Source organism: Priestia megaterium (genome assembly GCF_041941685.1).
Lineage (GTDB): Bacteria > Bacillota > Bacilli > Bacillales > Bacillaceae_H > Priestia > Priestia megaterium_C.
In genome coordinates, this window is record NZ_CP130958.1 from 604,869 (window position 1) to 619,818 (window position 14,950).

A 14,950-nucleotide genomic window follows, 5' to 3' on the forward strand; every position below is an offset into this window, starting at 1 on the left:
GAATAATAAAAAAGAATATGTAAAAGCGCAGAAACAAAGAAGGCAAAGTTACAGCTGGCTTTTGCCTATAATATTTACTATAATACGGTGCAGTAATCATTGTTCAAATCTATAAATAATAGTTTTTAATTTTTTCTTTAAAAACCGTTGACTTTAGTTAAAATATATTTTATTATTATAAAGCGTCGTTGAGACATACCGTTAACAACGAAGTTAAAAAAATAATTTTAAAAAGTTGTTGACATTACGTTGATAACTTGATAAGATAATAAAGTCGCTTAAGAGCGGCGGTTGAACTTTGAAAACTGAACAAAGCGACAAACGTCAACGTTAATTTTTATTTTTTAAATGAGCAAGTCAAACATTTCTTCGGAGAGTTTGATCCTGGCTCAGGATGAACGCTGGCGGCGTGCCTAATACATGCAAGTCGAGCGAACTGATTAGAAGCTTGCTTCTATGACGTTAGCGGCGGACGGGTGAGTAACACGTGGGCAACCTGCCTGTAAGACTGGGATAACTTCGGGAAACCGAAGCTAATACCGGATAGGATCTTCTCCTTCATGGGAGATGATTGAAAGATGGTTTCGGCTATCACTTACAGATGGGCCCGCGGTGCATTAGCTAGTTGGTGAGGTAACGGCTCACCAAGGCAACGATGCATAGCCGACCTGAGAGGGTGATCGGCCACACTGGGACTGAGACACGGCCCAGACTCCTACGGGAGGCAGCAGTAGGGAATCTTCCGCAATGGACGAAAGTCTGACGGAGCAACGCCGCGTGAGTGATGAAGGCTTTCGGGTCGTAAAACTCTGTTGTTAGGGAAGAACAAGTACGAGAGTAACTGCTCGTACCTTGACGGTACCTAACCAGAAAGCCACGGCTAACTACGTGCCAGCAGCCGCGGTAATACGTAGGTGGCAAGCGTTATCCGGAATTATTGGGCGTAAAGCGCGCGCAGGCGGTTTCTTAAGTCTGATGTGAAAGCCCACGGCTCAACCGTGGAGGGTCATTGGAAACTGGGGAACTTGAGTGCAGAAGAGAAAAGCGGAATTCCACGTGTAGCGGTGAAATGCGTAGAGATGTGGAGGAACACCAGTGGCGAAGGCGGCTTTTTGGTCTGTAACTGACGCTGAGGCGCGAAAGCGTGGGGAGCAAACAGGATTAGATACCCTGGTAGTCCACGCCGTAAACGATGAGTGCTAAGTGTTAGAGGGTTTCCGCCCTTTAGTGCTGCAGCTAACGCATTAAGCACTCCGCCTGGGGAGTACGGTCGCAAGACTGAAACTCAAAGGAATTGACGGGGGCCCGCACAAGCGGTGGAGCATGTGGTTTAATTCGAAGCAACGCGAAGAACCTTACCAGGTCTTGACATCCTCTGACAACTCTAGAGATAGAGCGTTCCCCTTCGGGGGACAGAGTGACAGGTGGTGCATGGTTGTCGTCAGCTCGTGTCGTGAGATGTTGGGTTAAGTCCCGCAACGAGCGCAACCCTTGATCTTAGTTGCCAGCATTTAGTTGGGCACTCTAAGGTGACTGCCGGTGACAAACCGGAGGAAGGTGGGGATGACGTCAAATCATCATGCCCCTTATGACCTGGGCTACACACGTGCTACAATGGATGGTACAAAGGGCTGCAAGACCGCGAGGTCAAGCCAATCCCATAAAACCATTCTCAGTTCGGATTGTAGGCTGCAACTCGCCTACATGAAGCTGGAATCGCTAGTAATCGCGGATCAGCATGCCGCGGTGAATACGTTCCCGGGCCTTGTACACACCGCCCGTCACACCACGAGAGTTTGTAACACCCGAAGTCGGTGGAGTAACCGTAAGGAGCTAGCCGCCTAAGGTGGGACAGATGATTGGGGTGAAGTCGTAACAAGGTAGCCGTATCGGAAGGTGCGGCTGGATCACCTCCTTTCTAAGGATTTTTACATGACGTACGATTTGACACTTTGTTCAGTTTTGAGAGTTCAATCTCTCATTAATAATTGCGCCTGCGATTACTCGGCGCAAAACTGCACGTAGATATCACAGTGATGTTTATCATGATGTGATTGAAGTCAGTTGTTTTGTTCTTTGAAAACTAGATAACAGTAATTGCTGAGGAAAAGTGAAACTTTTCTTTAATCAAACCAATAAATAACACAACATTATGTTGTACCATTTATTCGCTAATGGTTAAGTTAGAAAGGGCGCACGGTGAATGCCTTGGCACTAGGAGCCGATGAAGGACGGGACTAACACCGATATGCTTCGGGGAGCTGTAAGTGAGCTTTGATCCGGAGATTTCCGAATGGGGAAACCCACTGTTCGTAATGGAGCAGTATCTTTATCTGAATACATAGGATATTGAAGGCAGACCCGGGGAACTGAAACATCTAAGTACCCGGAGGAAGAGAAAGCAAATGCGATTTCCTGAGTAGCGGCGAGCGAAACGGAATTAGCCCAAACCAAGAGGCTTGCCTCTTGGGGTTGTAGGACACTCTATACGGAGTTACAAAGGAACGAAGTAAATGAAGCGACCTGGAAAGGTCCGTCGAAGAAGGTAACAACCCTGTAGTTGAAACTTCGTTCCCTCTTGAGTGGATCCTGAGTACGGCGGAACACGTGAAATTCCGTCGGAAGCTGGGAGGACCATCTCCCAAGGCTAAATACTACCTAGTGACCGATAGTGAACCAGTACCGTGAGGGAAAGGTGAAAAGCACCCCGGAAGGGGAGTGAAAGAGATCCTGAAACCGTGTGCCTACAAGTAGTCAGAGCCCGTTAACGGGTGATGGCGTGCCTTTTGTAGAATGAACCGGCGAGTTACGATCCCATGCAAGGTTAAGCTGATAAGGCGGAGCCGCAGCGAAAGCGAGTCTGAATAGGGCGTTTAGTATGTGGTTGTAGACCCGAAACCAGGTGATCTACCCATGTCCAGGGTGAAGTTCAGGTAACACTGAATGGAGGCCCGAACCCACGCACGTTGAAAAGTGCGGGGATGAGGTGTGGGTAGCGGAGAAATTCCAATCGAACCTGGAGATAGCTGGTTCTCTCCGAAATAGCTTTAGGGCTAGCCTCATGTTGTAAGAGTCTTGGAGGTAGAGCACTGATTGGACTAGGGGCCCCCAACGGGTTACCGAATTCAGTCAAACTCCGAATGCCAAAGACTTATCCATGGGAGTCAGACTGCGAGTGATAAGATCCGTAGTCAAAAGGGAAACAGCCCAGACCACCAGCTAAGGTCCCCAAGTATACGTTAAGTGGAAAAGGATGTGGAGTTGCTTAGACAACCAGGATGTTGGCTTAGAAGCAGCCACCATTTAAAGAGTGCGTAATAGCTCACTGGTCGAGTGACTCTGCGCCGAAAATGTACCGGGGCTAAACGTATCACCGAAGCTGTGGATTGACATCTTAGATGTCAGTGGTAGGAGAGCGTTCTAAGTGCAGCGAAGTCAGACCGTAAGGACTGGTGGAGCGCTTAGAAGTGAGAATGCCGGTATGAGTAGCGAAAGACAAGTGAGAATCTTGTCCACCGAATGCCTAAGGTTTCCTGAGGAAGGCTCGTCCGCTCAGGGTTAGTCGGGACCTAAGCCGAGGCTGAAAAGCGTAGGCGATGGCCAACAGGTTGATATTCCTGTACCACCTCCCCGCCGTTTGAGTAATGGGGGGACGCAGTAGGATAGGGTAAGCGCGCTGCTGGATATGCGCGTTCAAGCAGTTAGGCTGATGAGTAGGCAAATCCGCTCATCATAAAGGCTGAGCTGTGATGACGAGGGAATTATAGTACCGAAGTTCCTGATTCCACACTGCCAAGAAAAGCCTCTAGCGAGGCGGGAGGTGCCCGTACCGCAAACCGACACAGGTAGGCGAGGAGAGAATCCTAAGGTGATCGAGAGAACTCTCGTTAAGGAACTCGGCAAAATGACCCCGTAACTTCGGGAGAAGGGGTGCTCTGGTAGGGTGTATAGCCCGAGAGAGCCGCAGTGAATAGGCCCAGGCGACTGTTTAGCAAAAACACAGGTCTCTGCGAAGCCGCAAGGCGAAGTATAGGGGCTGACGCCTGCCCGGTGCTGGAAGGTTAAGAGGAGGGGTTATCCTTTGGGAGAAGCTCTGAATCGAAGCCCCAGTAAACGGCGGCCGTAACTATAACGGTCCTAAGGTAGCGAAATTCCTTGTCGGGTAAGTTCCGACCCGCACGAAAGGCGTAACGATCTGGGCACTGTCTCAACGAGAGACTCGGTGAAATTATAGTACCTGTGAAGATGCAGGTTACCCGCGACAGGACGGAAAGACCCCGTGGAGCTTTACTGTAGCCTGATATTGAATTTTGGTACAGCTTGTACAGGATAGGTAGGAGCCTGAGAAGCCGGAGCGCTAGCTTCGGTGGAGGCGTCGGTGGGATACTACCCTGGCTGTATTGAAATTCTAACCCGCGGCCCTAATCGGGCCGGGAGACAGTGTCAGGTGGGCAGTTTGACTGGGGCGGTCGCCTCCTAAAATGTAACGGAGGCGCCCAAAGGTTCCCTCAGAATGGTTGGAAATCATTCGTAGAGTGTAAAGGCACAAGGGAGCTTGACTGCGAGACCTACAAGTCGAGCAGGGACGAAAGTCGGGCTTAGTGATCCGGTGGTTCCGCATGGAAGGGCCATCGCTCAACGGATAAAAGCTACCCCGGGGATAACAGGCTTATCTCCCCCAAGAGTCCACATCGACGGGGAGGTTTGGCACCTCGATGTCGGCTCATCGCATCCTGGGGCTGTAGTCGGTCCCAAGGGTTGGGCTGTTCGCCCATTAAAGCGGTACGCGAGCTGGGTTCAGAACGTCGTGAGACAGTTCGGTCCCTATCCGTCGTGGGCGTAGGAAATTTGAGAGGAGCTGTCCTTAGTACGAGAGGACCGGGATGGACACACCGCTGGTGTACCAGTTGTCTTGCCAAAGGCATCGCTGGGTAGCTATGTGTGGACGGGATAAGTGCTGAAAGCATCTAAGCATGAAGCCCCCCTCAAGATGAGATTTCCCATAGCGCAAGCTAGTAAGATCCCTGAAAGATGATCAGGTTGATAGGTCAGAGGTGGAAGCGTGGCGACATGTGTAGCTGACTGATACTAATCGATCGAGGACTTAACCAAACTTTTAAAAGCGTAAGCTTTACTCAGCGAACTGTTATCTAGTTTTGAGAGAGCAATCTCTTGTCTGGTGGCGATAGCGAAGAGGTCACACCCGTTCCCATACCGAACACGGAAGTTAAGCTCTTTAGCGCCAATGGTAGTTGGGACTTTGTCCCTGTGAGAGTAGGACGTTGCCAGGCAATGAATAAGACCCCTTTTTATGCTCTTATAAAAGAGTCTAGGGGTTTTTTATTTGGCTCATTTATAAAAATCTTATATACAATGAATATTGTGTATGATACATGGAGGATTAGCTCAGCTGGGAGAGCACCTGCCTTACAAGCAGGGGGTCGGCGGTTCGATCCCGTCATCCTCCACCACCGTGCCGGTGTAGCTCAACTGGTAGAGCAACTGACTTGTAATCAGTAGGTTGGGGGTTCAAGTCCTCTTGCCGGCACCATTTATATCGGAGGGGTAGCGAAGTGGCTAAACGCGGCGGACTGTAAATCCGCTCCTTCGGGTTCGGCAGTTCGAATCTGCCCCCCTCCACCATTTTTATTGGGCTATCGCCAAGCGGTAAGGCAACGGATTTTGATTCCGTCATGCGTTGGTTCGAATCCAGCTAGCCCAGCCATAGAGAGCCATTAGCTCAGTTGGTAGAGCATCTGACTTTTAATCAGAGGGTCGAAGGTTCGAGTCCTTCATGGCTCATTTTAATAAGCGGAAGTAGTTCAGTGGTAGAACACCACCTTGCCAAGGTGGGGGTCGCGAGTTCGAACCTCGTCTTCCGCTCCATATAAAGCGCCCGTAGCTCAATTGGATAGAGCGTTTGACTACGGATCAAAAGGTTAGGGGTTCGACTCCTCTCGGGCGCGCCATAAACGGGAAGTAGCTCAGCTTGGTAGAGCACTTGGTTTGGGACCAAGGGGTCGCAGGTTCGAATCCTGTCTTCCCGACCATTTATGGGGCCTTAGCTCAGCTGGGAGAGCGCCTGCCTTGCACGCAGGAGGTCAGCGGTTCGATCCCGCTAGGCTCCACCAATTAAACTGAATAATTGTAACGAATAATATGGCGGTGTAGCTCAGCTGGCTAGAGCGTACGGTTCATACCCGTGAGGTCGTGGGTTCGACTCCCTCCGCCGCTACCATATAATTTACATTTGTTATAAATATACGGAGGAATACCCAAGTCCGGCTGAAGGGATCGGTCTTGAAAACCGACAGGGGTGTTAAAGCCCGCGGGGGTTCGAATCCCTCTTCCTCCGCCATTTATTTATATCATATTCATATCATCGCGGGGTGGAGCAGTTCGGTAGCTCGTCGGGCTCATAACCCGAAGGTCGCAGGTTCAAATCCTGTCCCCGCAACCAAAGTGGTCCCGTGGTGTAGCGGTTAACATGCCTGCCTGTCACGCAGGAGATCGCGGGTTCGATTCCCGTCGGGACCGCCATTTTAAATTTAATAAGGCTCGGTAGCTCAGTTGGTAGAGCAAAGGACTGAAAATCCTTGTGTCGGCGGTTCGATTCCGTCCCGAGCCACCATTTTAAGACGGCGATTGTGGCGAAGTGGTTAACGCACCGGATTGTGGTTCCGGCATTCGTGGGTTCGATTCCCATCAGTCGCCCCATCTTAAGTAACGCGGGTGTAGTTTAGTGGTAAAACCTCAGCCTTCCAAGCTGATGTCGTGAGTTCGATTCTCATCACCCGCTCCAAATGAAGGGCCTATAGCTCAGCTGGTTAGAGCGCACGCCTGATAAGCGTGAGGTCGGTGGTTCGAGTCCACTTAGGCCCACCATATTCCACAGTAGCTCAGTGGTAGAGCTATCGGCTGTTAACCGATCGGTCGTAGGTTCGAGTCCTACCTGTGGAGCCATACTGGCCCGTTGGTCAAGCGGTTAAGACACCGCCCTTTCACGGCGGTAACACGGGTTCGAATCCCGTACGGGTCATCTTAAAAGCAGTTTGCATATGCAAACTGCTTTTTTTGTTTGTAAACAGAGTTTATTCTTTTGTCTAAACTCTATTTTTCGTTTTTCTATGATTTCCTCTCCCCAAATTGCATTTCTTATAGCAGATCTATAAACGCTTGTTCTAAATTTCGAAAAAAAACCTACAATAGTAATAACGGCATACTGTTTGTACAAAAGGAGGGGAATGCGTGAAAAAAATTGTTTGGTGGTCCATCGGAGTTTTTCTTGTGTATGGAGCGTGTATTTGGGTGTATTTATTCTATATAAGCGATACCTCTATTCCACAATCATTAAAAGGCACCAGCGTAGACCCGGCTACGTTTATGAATGCCCGAGAACTTATGTTGACCGAAAAATATTCAAAAATTAGAGATGCACTCTTTTTTATCCGAATTCCATATGAATGGCTAGGGTTTATTTTAATTTTAGTGTTAGGTGTGTCTAAGAAAGTTAATAAGTGGTCTAAAGATGTCAGCCGTTTCAGTCTTCTCCAAACTGCTATTTATGTATTTTGGTTATCTGTTCTGCTGCTGATCTATTCTTTTCCTATGGACTGGATTAGCTATAAGCTTTCAAAGGCTTACCATATTACGACACAACCTTTCCAAGGATGGATGAAGGATCTTTTTACAGATTTTTGGGTGAACTATGCCACCATGTTTTTAGTGATTGCTGTGTTGTATGCATTCATTCGTAAGTTTTCAAAAAGATGGTGGCTGTATGCGTGGCTGTTATCTATTCCATTTACGCTATTTTTGACGTTTATTCAACCAGTGGTTATCGATCCGTTATATAACGATTTTTATCCATTAAAGAATAAAGAGCTGGAGACGAAAATTTTACATTTAGCAGACGAAGCTCATATACCTGCTAAGCATGTATATGAAGTAAACATGTCTGAAAAAACGAACTCTCTCAATGCATATGTGACGGGAATAGGTTCTAATTCAAGAATTGTGTTATGGGATACTACTCTTAATAAATTAACAGAACGTGAAATTTTGTTTATCATGGCGCATGAAATGGGTCATTATGTAAAGAAACATATTTATGTGGGGATTGCTTCAGCATTAGTTTTATCGATCGTAGGCTTATGGCTAACGAAGCACTTAGCTCGCTTTGTGATTAAGAGATGGGGAAAAGCATTAAAAATTACTTCTCTTAGTGATTTAAATTCTTTACCGCTTATTCTACTTATTTTTTCTGTTCTTACATTTGCTGTGAGTCCGTTAACAAATATGCAGTCGCGTCATCATGAACTTCAATCTGACACGTACGCTATGGACCTAACAGGAGATAAGCAAGCTGCTATTAAAACGTTTCAGGACTTAACGAAATCAGGACTGTCTCAGGTAAATCCGCCGTATTTAGTGAAGATTTTCCGATATGGTCACCCAACAATACTGGAAAGAATTTCATTTGTTGAGAAGTATGAAAGAAATGAATAAGTGATATAAGAAAAAGTAAAGGATATATGAAGCCTTTTATACGTAGGTATTAATAGAAAAGCCTCCTTGCGAGTAGGAAAAAAATTCTAAAAGGAGGTTTCATTTTCGAAAGTACTGTTATATAATAACGTATGTGAAATAAAAACTGTTTTATAACAACAGGGAGGAATAGTTATTTGTGATTGAAAAGATAGCAGTCTAAATTCTCAGCGTACATTCACCTCAGCTAAGTCTTACTACATGTCTTTCAACTACTTACTTATTTCATCTACGTTCTTGCTAATATCATGGCAAACTGCTAATTTACTTCATCATGAAACAGACATATTCTAACTGCTGCGTTTTATATTTTTATGAATATAGAATTTTAAATTCATTAGGGGGTATAAAGAATGAAAGACATTCGTGTAAAAAACCTTGAAGAGAATTGGAAAAGCGATGAGCGTTGGAAAGGAATTGAACGTCCATATTCTGCAGAAAAAGTCATTGGGCTAAGAGGGTCCATTGATATTGAACATACGCTTGCTAGAAGAGGAGCCGAAAAGTTCTGGAACTTATTAAAAACAGAGCCATACGTTCATGCCTTAGGAGCTTTAACAGGGAATCAAGCAGTACAACAGGTAAAAGCAGGGTTAAAAGCAATTTACTTAAGCGGATGGCAAGTAGCTGCAGATGCAAATCTTTCAGGAAACATGTATCCTGATCAAAGTTTATACCCGGCAAACAGCGTGCCGCATGTTGTGAAACGAATCAATCAAGCGCTGCAGCGTGCCGATCAAATTCAGCATTTAGAAGAAGAAGGGGATATCGATTACTTTGCTCCAATTGTAGCAGATGCAGAAGCAGGGTTTGGAGGACAGTTAAACGTATTTGAACTCATGAAAGGAATGATTGAGTCGGGAGCATCTGCCGTACACTTTGAAGATCAATTATCCTCTGAGAAAAAGTGTGGTCATCTCGGCGGCAAGGTATTGCTTCCAACTCAAACCGCTGTGAAAAATTTGATTGCTGCTCGTTTAGCTGCTGATGTAATGGGTGTTCCGACACTTCTGATTGCTCGTACCGATGCTGATGCTGCTGATTTAATTACAAGTGATGTTGATCCTGTAGATCGCCAGTTTATTACAGGTGAACGCACCGCTGAAGGTTTTTATCGCACGAGAGCCGGAATCGATCAAGCTATTGCTCGTGGCTTAGCATATGCGCCATATGCTGATCTAGTATGGTGTGAGACGTCTGAACCAAACTTGGAACAAGCACAAAAATTTGCAGATGCTATTCATGAAAAATTCCCAGGTAAAATGCTTGCTTATAACTGTTCACCATCTTTCAACTGGAAGAAAAAATTAGATAAGAAAACGATTGAAAAATTCCAAAGAGAAATCGCAAAAATGGGCTACAAATTCCAATTCGTCACGCTTGCTGGCTTCCACGCTTTAAATCACAGCATGTTTGAGCTGGCACGAGGATATAAAACAAGAGGAATGGCAGCTTATTCAGAGTTACAAGAAAGAGAGTTTGCTAGTGAAATAAATGGATATACTGCTACTAGACATCAGCGTGAAGTAGGAACGGGTTATTTTGATGAAGTGGCGCAAGTAGTTTCTGGTGGAACTTCCTCTACAACAGCTTTAAAAGGTTCAACGGAAGAAGAGCAGTTTCAGGCACATAAATAACAAAAAATCTATGAGTGGAACGGTTGGTTACTTCCACTCATAGGAAAAATCCTAACAAAAAAAGATTCTTACAGATGTAAGAATCTTTTTTTATGTAGTAAACACGATTTAACAGACAGCTGTTCTTCCTGAGAAGAAAGTATCTGCCTGTTAAACGTACATATAAATCATTAACATGAATTAAGGTCTTAAAATATTAAGTAGATGTTTGAAGTAGGGATTGGTACTGTGCTGATAGCTCATAAAAAGCAATTTCATCACGTAGATCTAATGCCGTGTTAATGTTTGTTTCTAACAGTTCTTTTTGACGCTTAAAAAGCGATTCATCAATTACCATTTCGATATAAACATCCAACATACTCACAGTATCAATTACTTTTTTCTTGCGAGCGAGGGACTTCATCATTTCCGTGTACGATTTTTCATTGTTCATACCTCATCACCTCTGCACCCTTTTTATTATTATATAGATTAAAAGAAGAAAAAACAACCAATTTTCTAAATTTTTAGATTTTTATTTTTAGAAATGATAAAGTAAGAGGGAAACGCTACTTTCGTTTTTATCGATTGACTATTTGATTTAAAAATGAATGCTTGGGGGCGAAGAAATTGAATCATTTAAAAAAGCGTACGGTAACGATAGAGGATTTGTATGAATTGAAGTCTGTTTATAATCCTCAGATTTCTCCAGATGGAAAAAGTGTAGTTTATACGGTCCGAGAAACGAAGAAAATAGAGAACGCGTATGAAACGCAGCTGTTTATGTTAGATCTTGAAACGAAAAAAACAAAGCAATTAACGTATTATAAAGGAAATAATCATTCTCCCGCCTGGTCCCCTGACGGCAAGTGGATTGCTTTTTTATCCGATCGCAGTCAAGCCGTTCAGCTCCACTTATTAGCAGCGACAGGCGGGGAAGCAGAAGCACTCACAGATCTTGAAAAAGGCGTTAGTAATCCGGTGTGGTCTCCTTATAGTGACGAAATTATGTTTTCCACAAAAGTAGAAGAAAAAACTGTAAGAGTTGAACAAAATCATGAACATCCCCAGCCATATGAAGTGGAACGTTTATTGTATAAATCCGATGTTAGCGGTTATTTAAAAGGTGAATATACTCACGTTGCTGTCGTTAAACTTAAAAATAAAGAAGTGACGTTTGTAACGGGTGGACCTTATCATCACTCTGTAGGATGCTGGGCCCCTGATGCAAACTCAATTGTATTTTGCAGCAGCCGAGGAGAGAATCCGGATTTATCGTTAACTATGGACGTGTTTATTTTGCATCGTGATACTAAAAAAGTAACATCTATTACAGGAGAAACAGGATATTTTCATCAAGTTTCGTGGTCACCGGATGGGTCATACATAGCATACATTGGAAATGAACGTACATACGGATCAGCTTCAATGAATGACATATACATTTATCAGATCTCTAATCAAAAAACAGCTTGTATCACTGCTGGCATAGACTTAGAAGTAGGAGATATGGTAGCAGGAGATTTTCACTTTGGCAGAACCGCAGCGAGAATTATGTGGGGCAGTAATGAAGAATTTTATTTTGTCGTAAGTGAAAAGGGTTCTGTAGGCATATATAAAGGAAATATGAATGGAAAGTTAGACCCTGTACTTATGGATAATGCTCACGTATATGGAGTATCTGTTCTTCCCAATTGTGAGGAAGCTATCGTGGCAATCAGTACATTTACACATCCCGGAGATCTTTATTCTCTAAATTTAAAAACAGAGGAATTAGTGAAGCTGACAAACGTTAATGACTCATTTTTAAAGCATGTGCAGCTCACAGAAGCAGAATCTTTTTACGCCACTTCTACGGACGGTATACATATCCACAGTTGGGTAGTAAAAGCTGCTGCTGCCAATGATGTATCTCCAACCATTTTAGAAATCCATGGAGGTCCGCATCTTATGTATGGTCATACATTTATGCTTGAATTCCAAGTACTTGCATCAAAAGGGTTCAATATCCTCTTTTCTAATCCAAGAGGCGGCAGAGGATATGGTCAAGCATTTACAGATGCGGTTCGAGGGGATTACGGAGGCATGGATTATACGGACTTGATGGCAGTAACCGACGAAGCAGTTAAGCGCTACTCTTATATTAATGAAGATAAGCTTGGCGTAACAGGAGGAAGCTACGGAGGGTTTATGACAAACTGGATTGTAGGAAGTACAAATCGGTTTAAAGCAGCGGTGACGCAACGGTCTATTTCAAATTGGACAAGTTTTTACGGCGTTAGTGATATTGGCTATTATTTTACCGAATGGGAATTAAAAGCTGATATTTATGAAAATCCGGAAAAACTTTGGAACCACTCGCCGCTTCGTTTAGCGGAGAACGTTAAAACACCGCTGTTAATCTTGCATAGCGAACAGGATTATAGATGTCCAATTGAACAAGCTGAACAGCTTTATGTAGCACTGAAAAGAAAAGATAAAGAAGTAGAATTTATTCGTTTTCCTCAGTCTAATCATGAACTTTCTAGAAGCGGTAAGCCTAATTTACGAACGGCGAGACTAAAATATTTAACAAGCTGGTTTAAACGTTATTTAAAACAGTCTCAGTAAAAAGTGCATGGCTGTTCAGCCAAATATGTGTGTGTAAATAAAGGCTGTATAGCAAACGTAAAAGGACAGGAAAGGTAAAGCGCTGTAAAACTTTTGTTTGGTAAAGGAAAGTAGTACAATAAGTGAAAAGTAGCACAGTTGTTTAAATAAGGAGAACATTCGATGGATTTTGAAACATTAAAGCATTATTTGACATTAGACGGCGTCCTCGAGTTATTAAAACAATATCAATCATTTGGAATCATTCCAGGGCTGCTGTTGCCTATTTTAGAAGCGTTTATCCCCATCTTGCCGCTTTTTGCGTTTGTAATGGCCAATGCTGCCGCTTTTGGTTTATGGTTAGGTTTTTTAATTTCATGGGTGGGCAGCTGCGTTGGATCACTCCTCGTCTTTTTGATTTTTAGAAAATATGGACAGGCCAGGTTTTTGCATTTTATCAGCCGGCATGCACAAATTCGAAAAATTATGATTTGGGTAGAAAGACACGGTTTCGGACCGCTGTTTATTATGCTTTGTTTCCCTTTTACCCCCTCTTCGGCAATTAACGTAGTAGCAGGGCTATCCCGTGTCAGTATGGCTCAGTTTATGCTTGCTGTATTAGCTGGTAAAATGGTGATGATATTTATGATGAGTTTTATTGGAGCCGATTTTGTTTCATTTGTGAAACAGCCCTTAAAGGCAGTACTTGTTTTAGTCATCATCTTTGTCTTATGGCTTGTTGGAAAACAAATTGAACGAAGATTAAATGAAAAATCTAAAGTGAAACAGTATGACAAATAGTTTGTTTATATATAACAAATAGTGATGAAAGACTGCTTTTTAATAGGCAGTCTTTTGTTATACATACAGCCAAAAGGGGTACTATAAACTATAGAAAAGCCTTTTCTTATAGGGATACAACAGCATTTTTGAAAGGACCTTAAAATTTTTCTTAAAGAAGTTATTTGTCTGTTTATTCGGTTGGCAGAACAATGCACATACAAAGTATCTGTCCAGCAATGAACAAGTTTTTTGTTTATCAATTATGAAAAATATGCTAAAATAAAAGAAAAAACTGGGAATAACTTAGACGTCTATTCCTAGTTGCACCTAAGTAATGAACCCTTTGTTTTCTAGAGATATACATGTTTTTTCTCAACATGTATTATCACCTCATGTATTTCAAAACGTTTTCTTAAAAATTATATGAATGATTTTTGAGCTTGACTACTAAGATGTAAGTAGAGGGATCATTACTAGAAAAGCACCGAATGATCATTAAGACGTGCTTGGCGTCGTTTTGAGGAGGGGAATGCGCTACTAAGATTCAAGCGACTTGCTGATTAATCGTTGTTAGTAAGCGTCTTATAGCGCGGGTGACATGAGATTAAAAGATAAAGTGGCAATTATTACGGGTGCAGCAAATGGATTAGGGTTCGAAGCTTCTCGAATTTTCGCACAAGAGGGTGCAAAGGTCGCTATGGTTGACTACGATGCAAAAACGGGAGAAGAACGAGCAGCTCAGCTAAAAGAAGAAGGCGGAGATGTAGCATTTTTTCAAGTGAACGTAGCGGATCGAGACAGTGTAGATGCAATGGTAGAAGAAGTAGTGAAACGCTACTCTAAAATAGATATTTTAATTAACAATGCAGGTATCACCAGAGATGGAATGCTAACCAAATTATCAGTTGAAAATTTTCAAGCAGTAATCAACGTAAACCTTACAGGCGTTTTTCACTGTACACAAGCAGTGGTACCGCATATGATTGCTCAAGGTAAAGGGAAAATTATTAGCACATCTTCGGTATCTGGCGTATATGGAAATGTTGGTCAAACAAACTATGCGGCGACAAAGGCAGGCGTAGTAGGAATGACAAAAACATGGGCTAAAGAGCTGGGACGAAAAGGAATTAATGTAAACGCTGTAGCTCCCGGGTTTATTGAGACGGATATGGTGAAGGCGATGCCAGACAAAATCATTGATCAAATGAAATCCACTATTCCTTTACAAAGATTAGGTCAGCCTTCTGACATTGGTTATGCTTATCTGTATTTGGCATCTGATGAGTCCAACTATATTAACGGTACAACACTTCATGTAGATGGTGGAATCATGATGTAAAAGTAGAAAATAATTCACTTTTCTAAAACTTTTCAGTGGTCTTTTGACTACTGAAAAGTTTTTTTGTTGCATCCAG

General features: G+C 43.5%; 6 protein-coding genes, 19 tRNA genes and 3 rRNA genes. 27 read left to right on the plus strand and 1 reads right to left on the minus strand.

Annotated features, from left to right (window positions below):
- Positions 1–366 precede the first annotated feature (366 nt).
- The 24 genes from Q5794_RS03265 (at position 367) to aceA (ending at position 10,184) form a co-directional block, all read left to right on the plus strand.
- Positions 367–1,918 (plus strand): 16S ribosomal RNA (locus tag Q5794_RS03265).
- A gap of 258 nt (positions 1,919–2,176) precedes the next feature.
- A 23S ribosomal RNA gene (locus tag Q5794_RS03270) occupies positions 2,177–5,112 on the plus strand.
- A gap of 63 nt (positions 5,113–5,175) precedes the next feature.
- A 5S ribosomal RNA gene (rrf, locus tag Q5794_RS03275) occupies positions 5,176–5,291 on the plus strand.
- Together the 16S, 23S and 5S rRNA genes with 19 tRNA genes alongside form the textbook arrangement of a ribosomal RNA operon.
- A gap of 104 nt (positions 5,292–5,395) precedes the next feature.
- Positions 5,396–5,471 (plus strand) — tRNA-Val (locus Q5794_RS03280).
- A gap of 4 nt (positions 5,472–5,475) precedes the next feature.
- Positions 5,476–5,551: transfer RNA gene (locus tag Q5794_RS03285), tRNA-Thr, on the plus strand.
- A gap of 8 nt (positions 5,552–5,559) precedes the next feature.
- Positions 5,560–5,643 (plus strand) — tRNA-Tyr (locus tag Q5794_RS03290).
- Positions 5,644–5,650: 7 nt separating this feature from the next.
- Positions 5,651–5,725 (plus strand) — tRNA-Gln (locus Q5794_RS03295).
- Positions 5,726–5,729: 4 nt separating this feature from the next.
- A tRNA-Lys gene (locus Q5794_RS03300) sits at positions 5,730–5,802 on the plus strand.
- 9 nt (positions 5,803–5,811) lie between these two features.
- Positions 5,812–5,886, plus strand: a tRNA-Gly gene (locus tag Q5794_RS03305).
- A 6-nt stretch (positions 5,887–5,892) separates the two neighbouring features.
- Positions 5,893–5,969 (plus strand) — tRNA-Arg (locus Q5794_RS03310).
- A 4-nt stretch (positions 5,970–5,973) separates the two neighbouring features.
- Positions 5,974–6,050, plus strand: a tRNA-Pro gene (locus Q5794_RS03315).
- Positions 6,051–6,055: 5 nt separating this feature from the next.
- Positions 6,056–6,131 (plus strand) — tRNA-Ala (locus Q5794_RS03320).
- A 30-nt stretch (positions 6,132–6,161) separates the two neighbouring features.
- A tRNA-Met gene (locus Q5794_RS03325) sits at positions 6,162–6,238 on the plus strand.
- Positions 6,239–6,265: 27 nt separating this feature from the next.
- Positions 6,266–6,358: transfer RNA gene (locus Q5794_RS03330), tRNA-Ser, on the plus strand.
- Between the two features lie 25 nt (positions 6,359–6,383).
- Positions 6,384–6,460 (plus strand) — tRNA-Met (locus Q5794_RS03335).
- Between the two features lie 4 nt (positions 6,461–6,464).
- Positions 6,465–6,540 (plus strand) — tRNA-Asp (locus tag Q5794_RS03340).
- Between the two features lie 15 nt (positions 6,541–6,555).
- Positions 6,556–6,631, plus strand: a tRNA-Phe gene (locus tag Q5794_RS03345).
- Between the two features lie 10 nt (positions 6,632–6,641).
- Positions 6,642–6,717: transfer RNA gene (locus Q5794_RS03350), tRNA-His, on the plus strand.
- 11 nt (positions 6,718–6,728) lie between these two features.
- A tRNA-Gly gene (locus Q5794_RS03355) sits at positions 6,729–6,802 on the plus strand.
- 6 nt (positions 6,803–6,808) lie between these two features.
- Positions 6,809–6,885, plus strand: a tRNA-Ile gene (locus Q5794_RS03360).
- Positions 6,886–6,888: 3 nt separating this feature from the next.
- Positions 6,889–6,963: transfer RNA gene (locus tag Q5794_RS03365), tRNA-Asn, on the plus strand.
- Between the two features lie 4 nt (positions 6,964–6,967).
- Positions 6,968–7,039, plus strand: a tRNA-Glu gene (locus Q5794_RS03370).
- 209 nt (positions 7,040–7,248) lie between these two features.
- Positions 7,249–8,508: a M48 family metallopeptidase gene (locus Q5794_RS03375; RefSeq protein ID WP_214984667.1), complete on the plus strand. Its 1,260-nt coding sequence runs from the start codon at positions 7,249–7,251 to the stop codon at positions 8,506–8,508.
- A 392-nt stretch (positions 8,509–8,900) separates the two neighbouring features.
- Positions 8,901–10,184, plus strand: a complete 1,284-nt coding sequence (aceA, locus tag Q5794_RS03380) for an isocitrate lyase (RefSeq protein ID WP_192996541.1) — start codon at positions 8,901–8,903, stop codon at positions 10,182–10,184.
- Between the two features lie 196 nt (positions 10,185–10,380).
- On the opposite strand, the gene Q5794_RS03385 is transcribed toward aceA, so the two are convergent.
- Positions 10,381–10,617, minus strand: a complete 237-nt coding sequence (locus tag Q5794_RS03385) for an IDEAL domain-containing protein (protein ID WP_057239588.1) — start codon at positions 10,615–10,617, stop codon at positions 10,381–10,383.
- A 176-nt stretch (positions 10,618–10,793) separates the two neighbouring features.
- Between Q5794_RS03385 and Q5794_RS03390 the strand changes: the two genes are divergently transcribed.
- The 3 genes from Q5794_RS03390 to fabG all read left to right on the plus strand — a co-directional run bounded on the left by Q5794_RS03390 (position 10,794) and on the right by fabG (position 14,874).
- Entirely contained in the window at positions 10,794–12,773 is a 1,980-nt protein-coding gene (locus Q5794_RS03390) for a S9 family peptidase (protein ID WP_374988678.1), read from the plus strand.
- 162 nt (positions 12,774–12,935) lie between these two features.
- A complete protein-coding gene (locus Q5794_RS03395; RefSeq protein WP_013081701.1) occupies positions 12,936–13,553 on the plus strand; it encodes a TVP38/TMEM64 family protein in 618 nt (205 codons plus the stop codon).
- Positions 13,554–14,133: 580 nt separating this feature from the next.
- Positions 14,134–14,874, plus strand: a complete 741-nt coding sequence (gene fabG / locus Q5794_RS03400) for a 3-oxoacyl-ACP reductase FabG (RefSeq protein ID WP_013055347.1) — start codon at positions 14,134–14,136, stop codon at positions 14,872–14,874.
- Positions 14,875–14,950 lie beyond the last annotated feature (76 nt).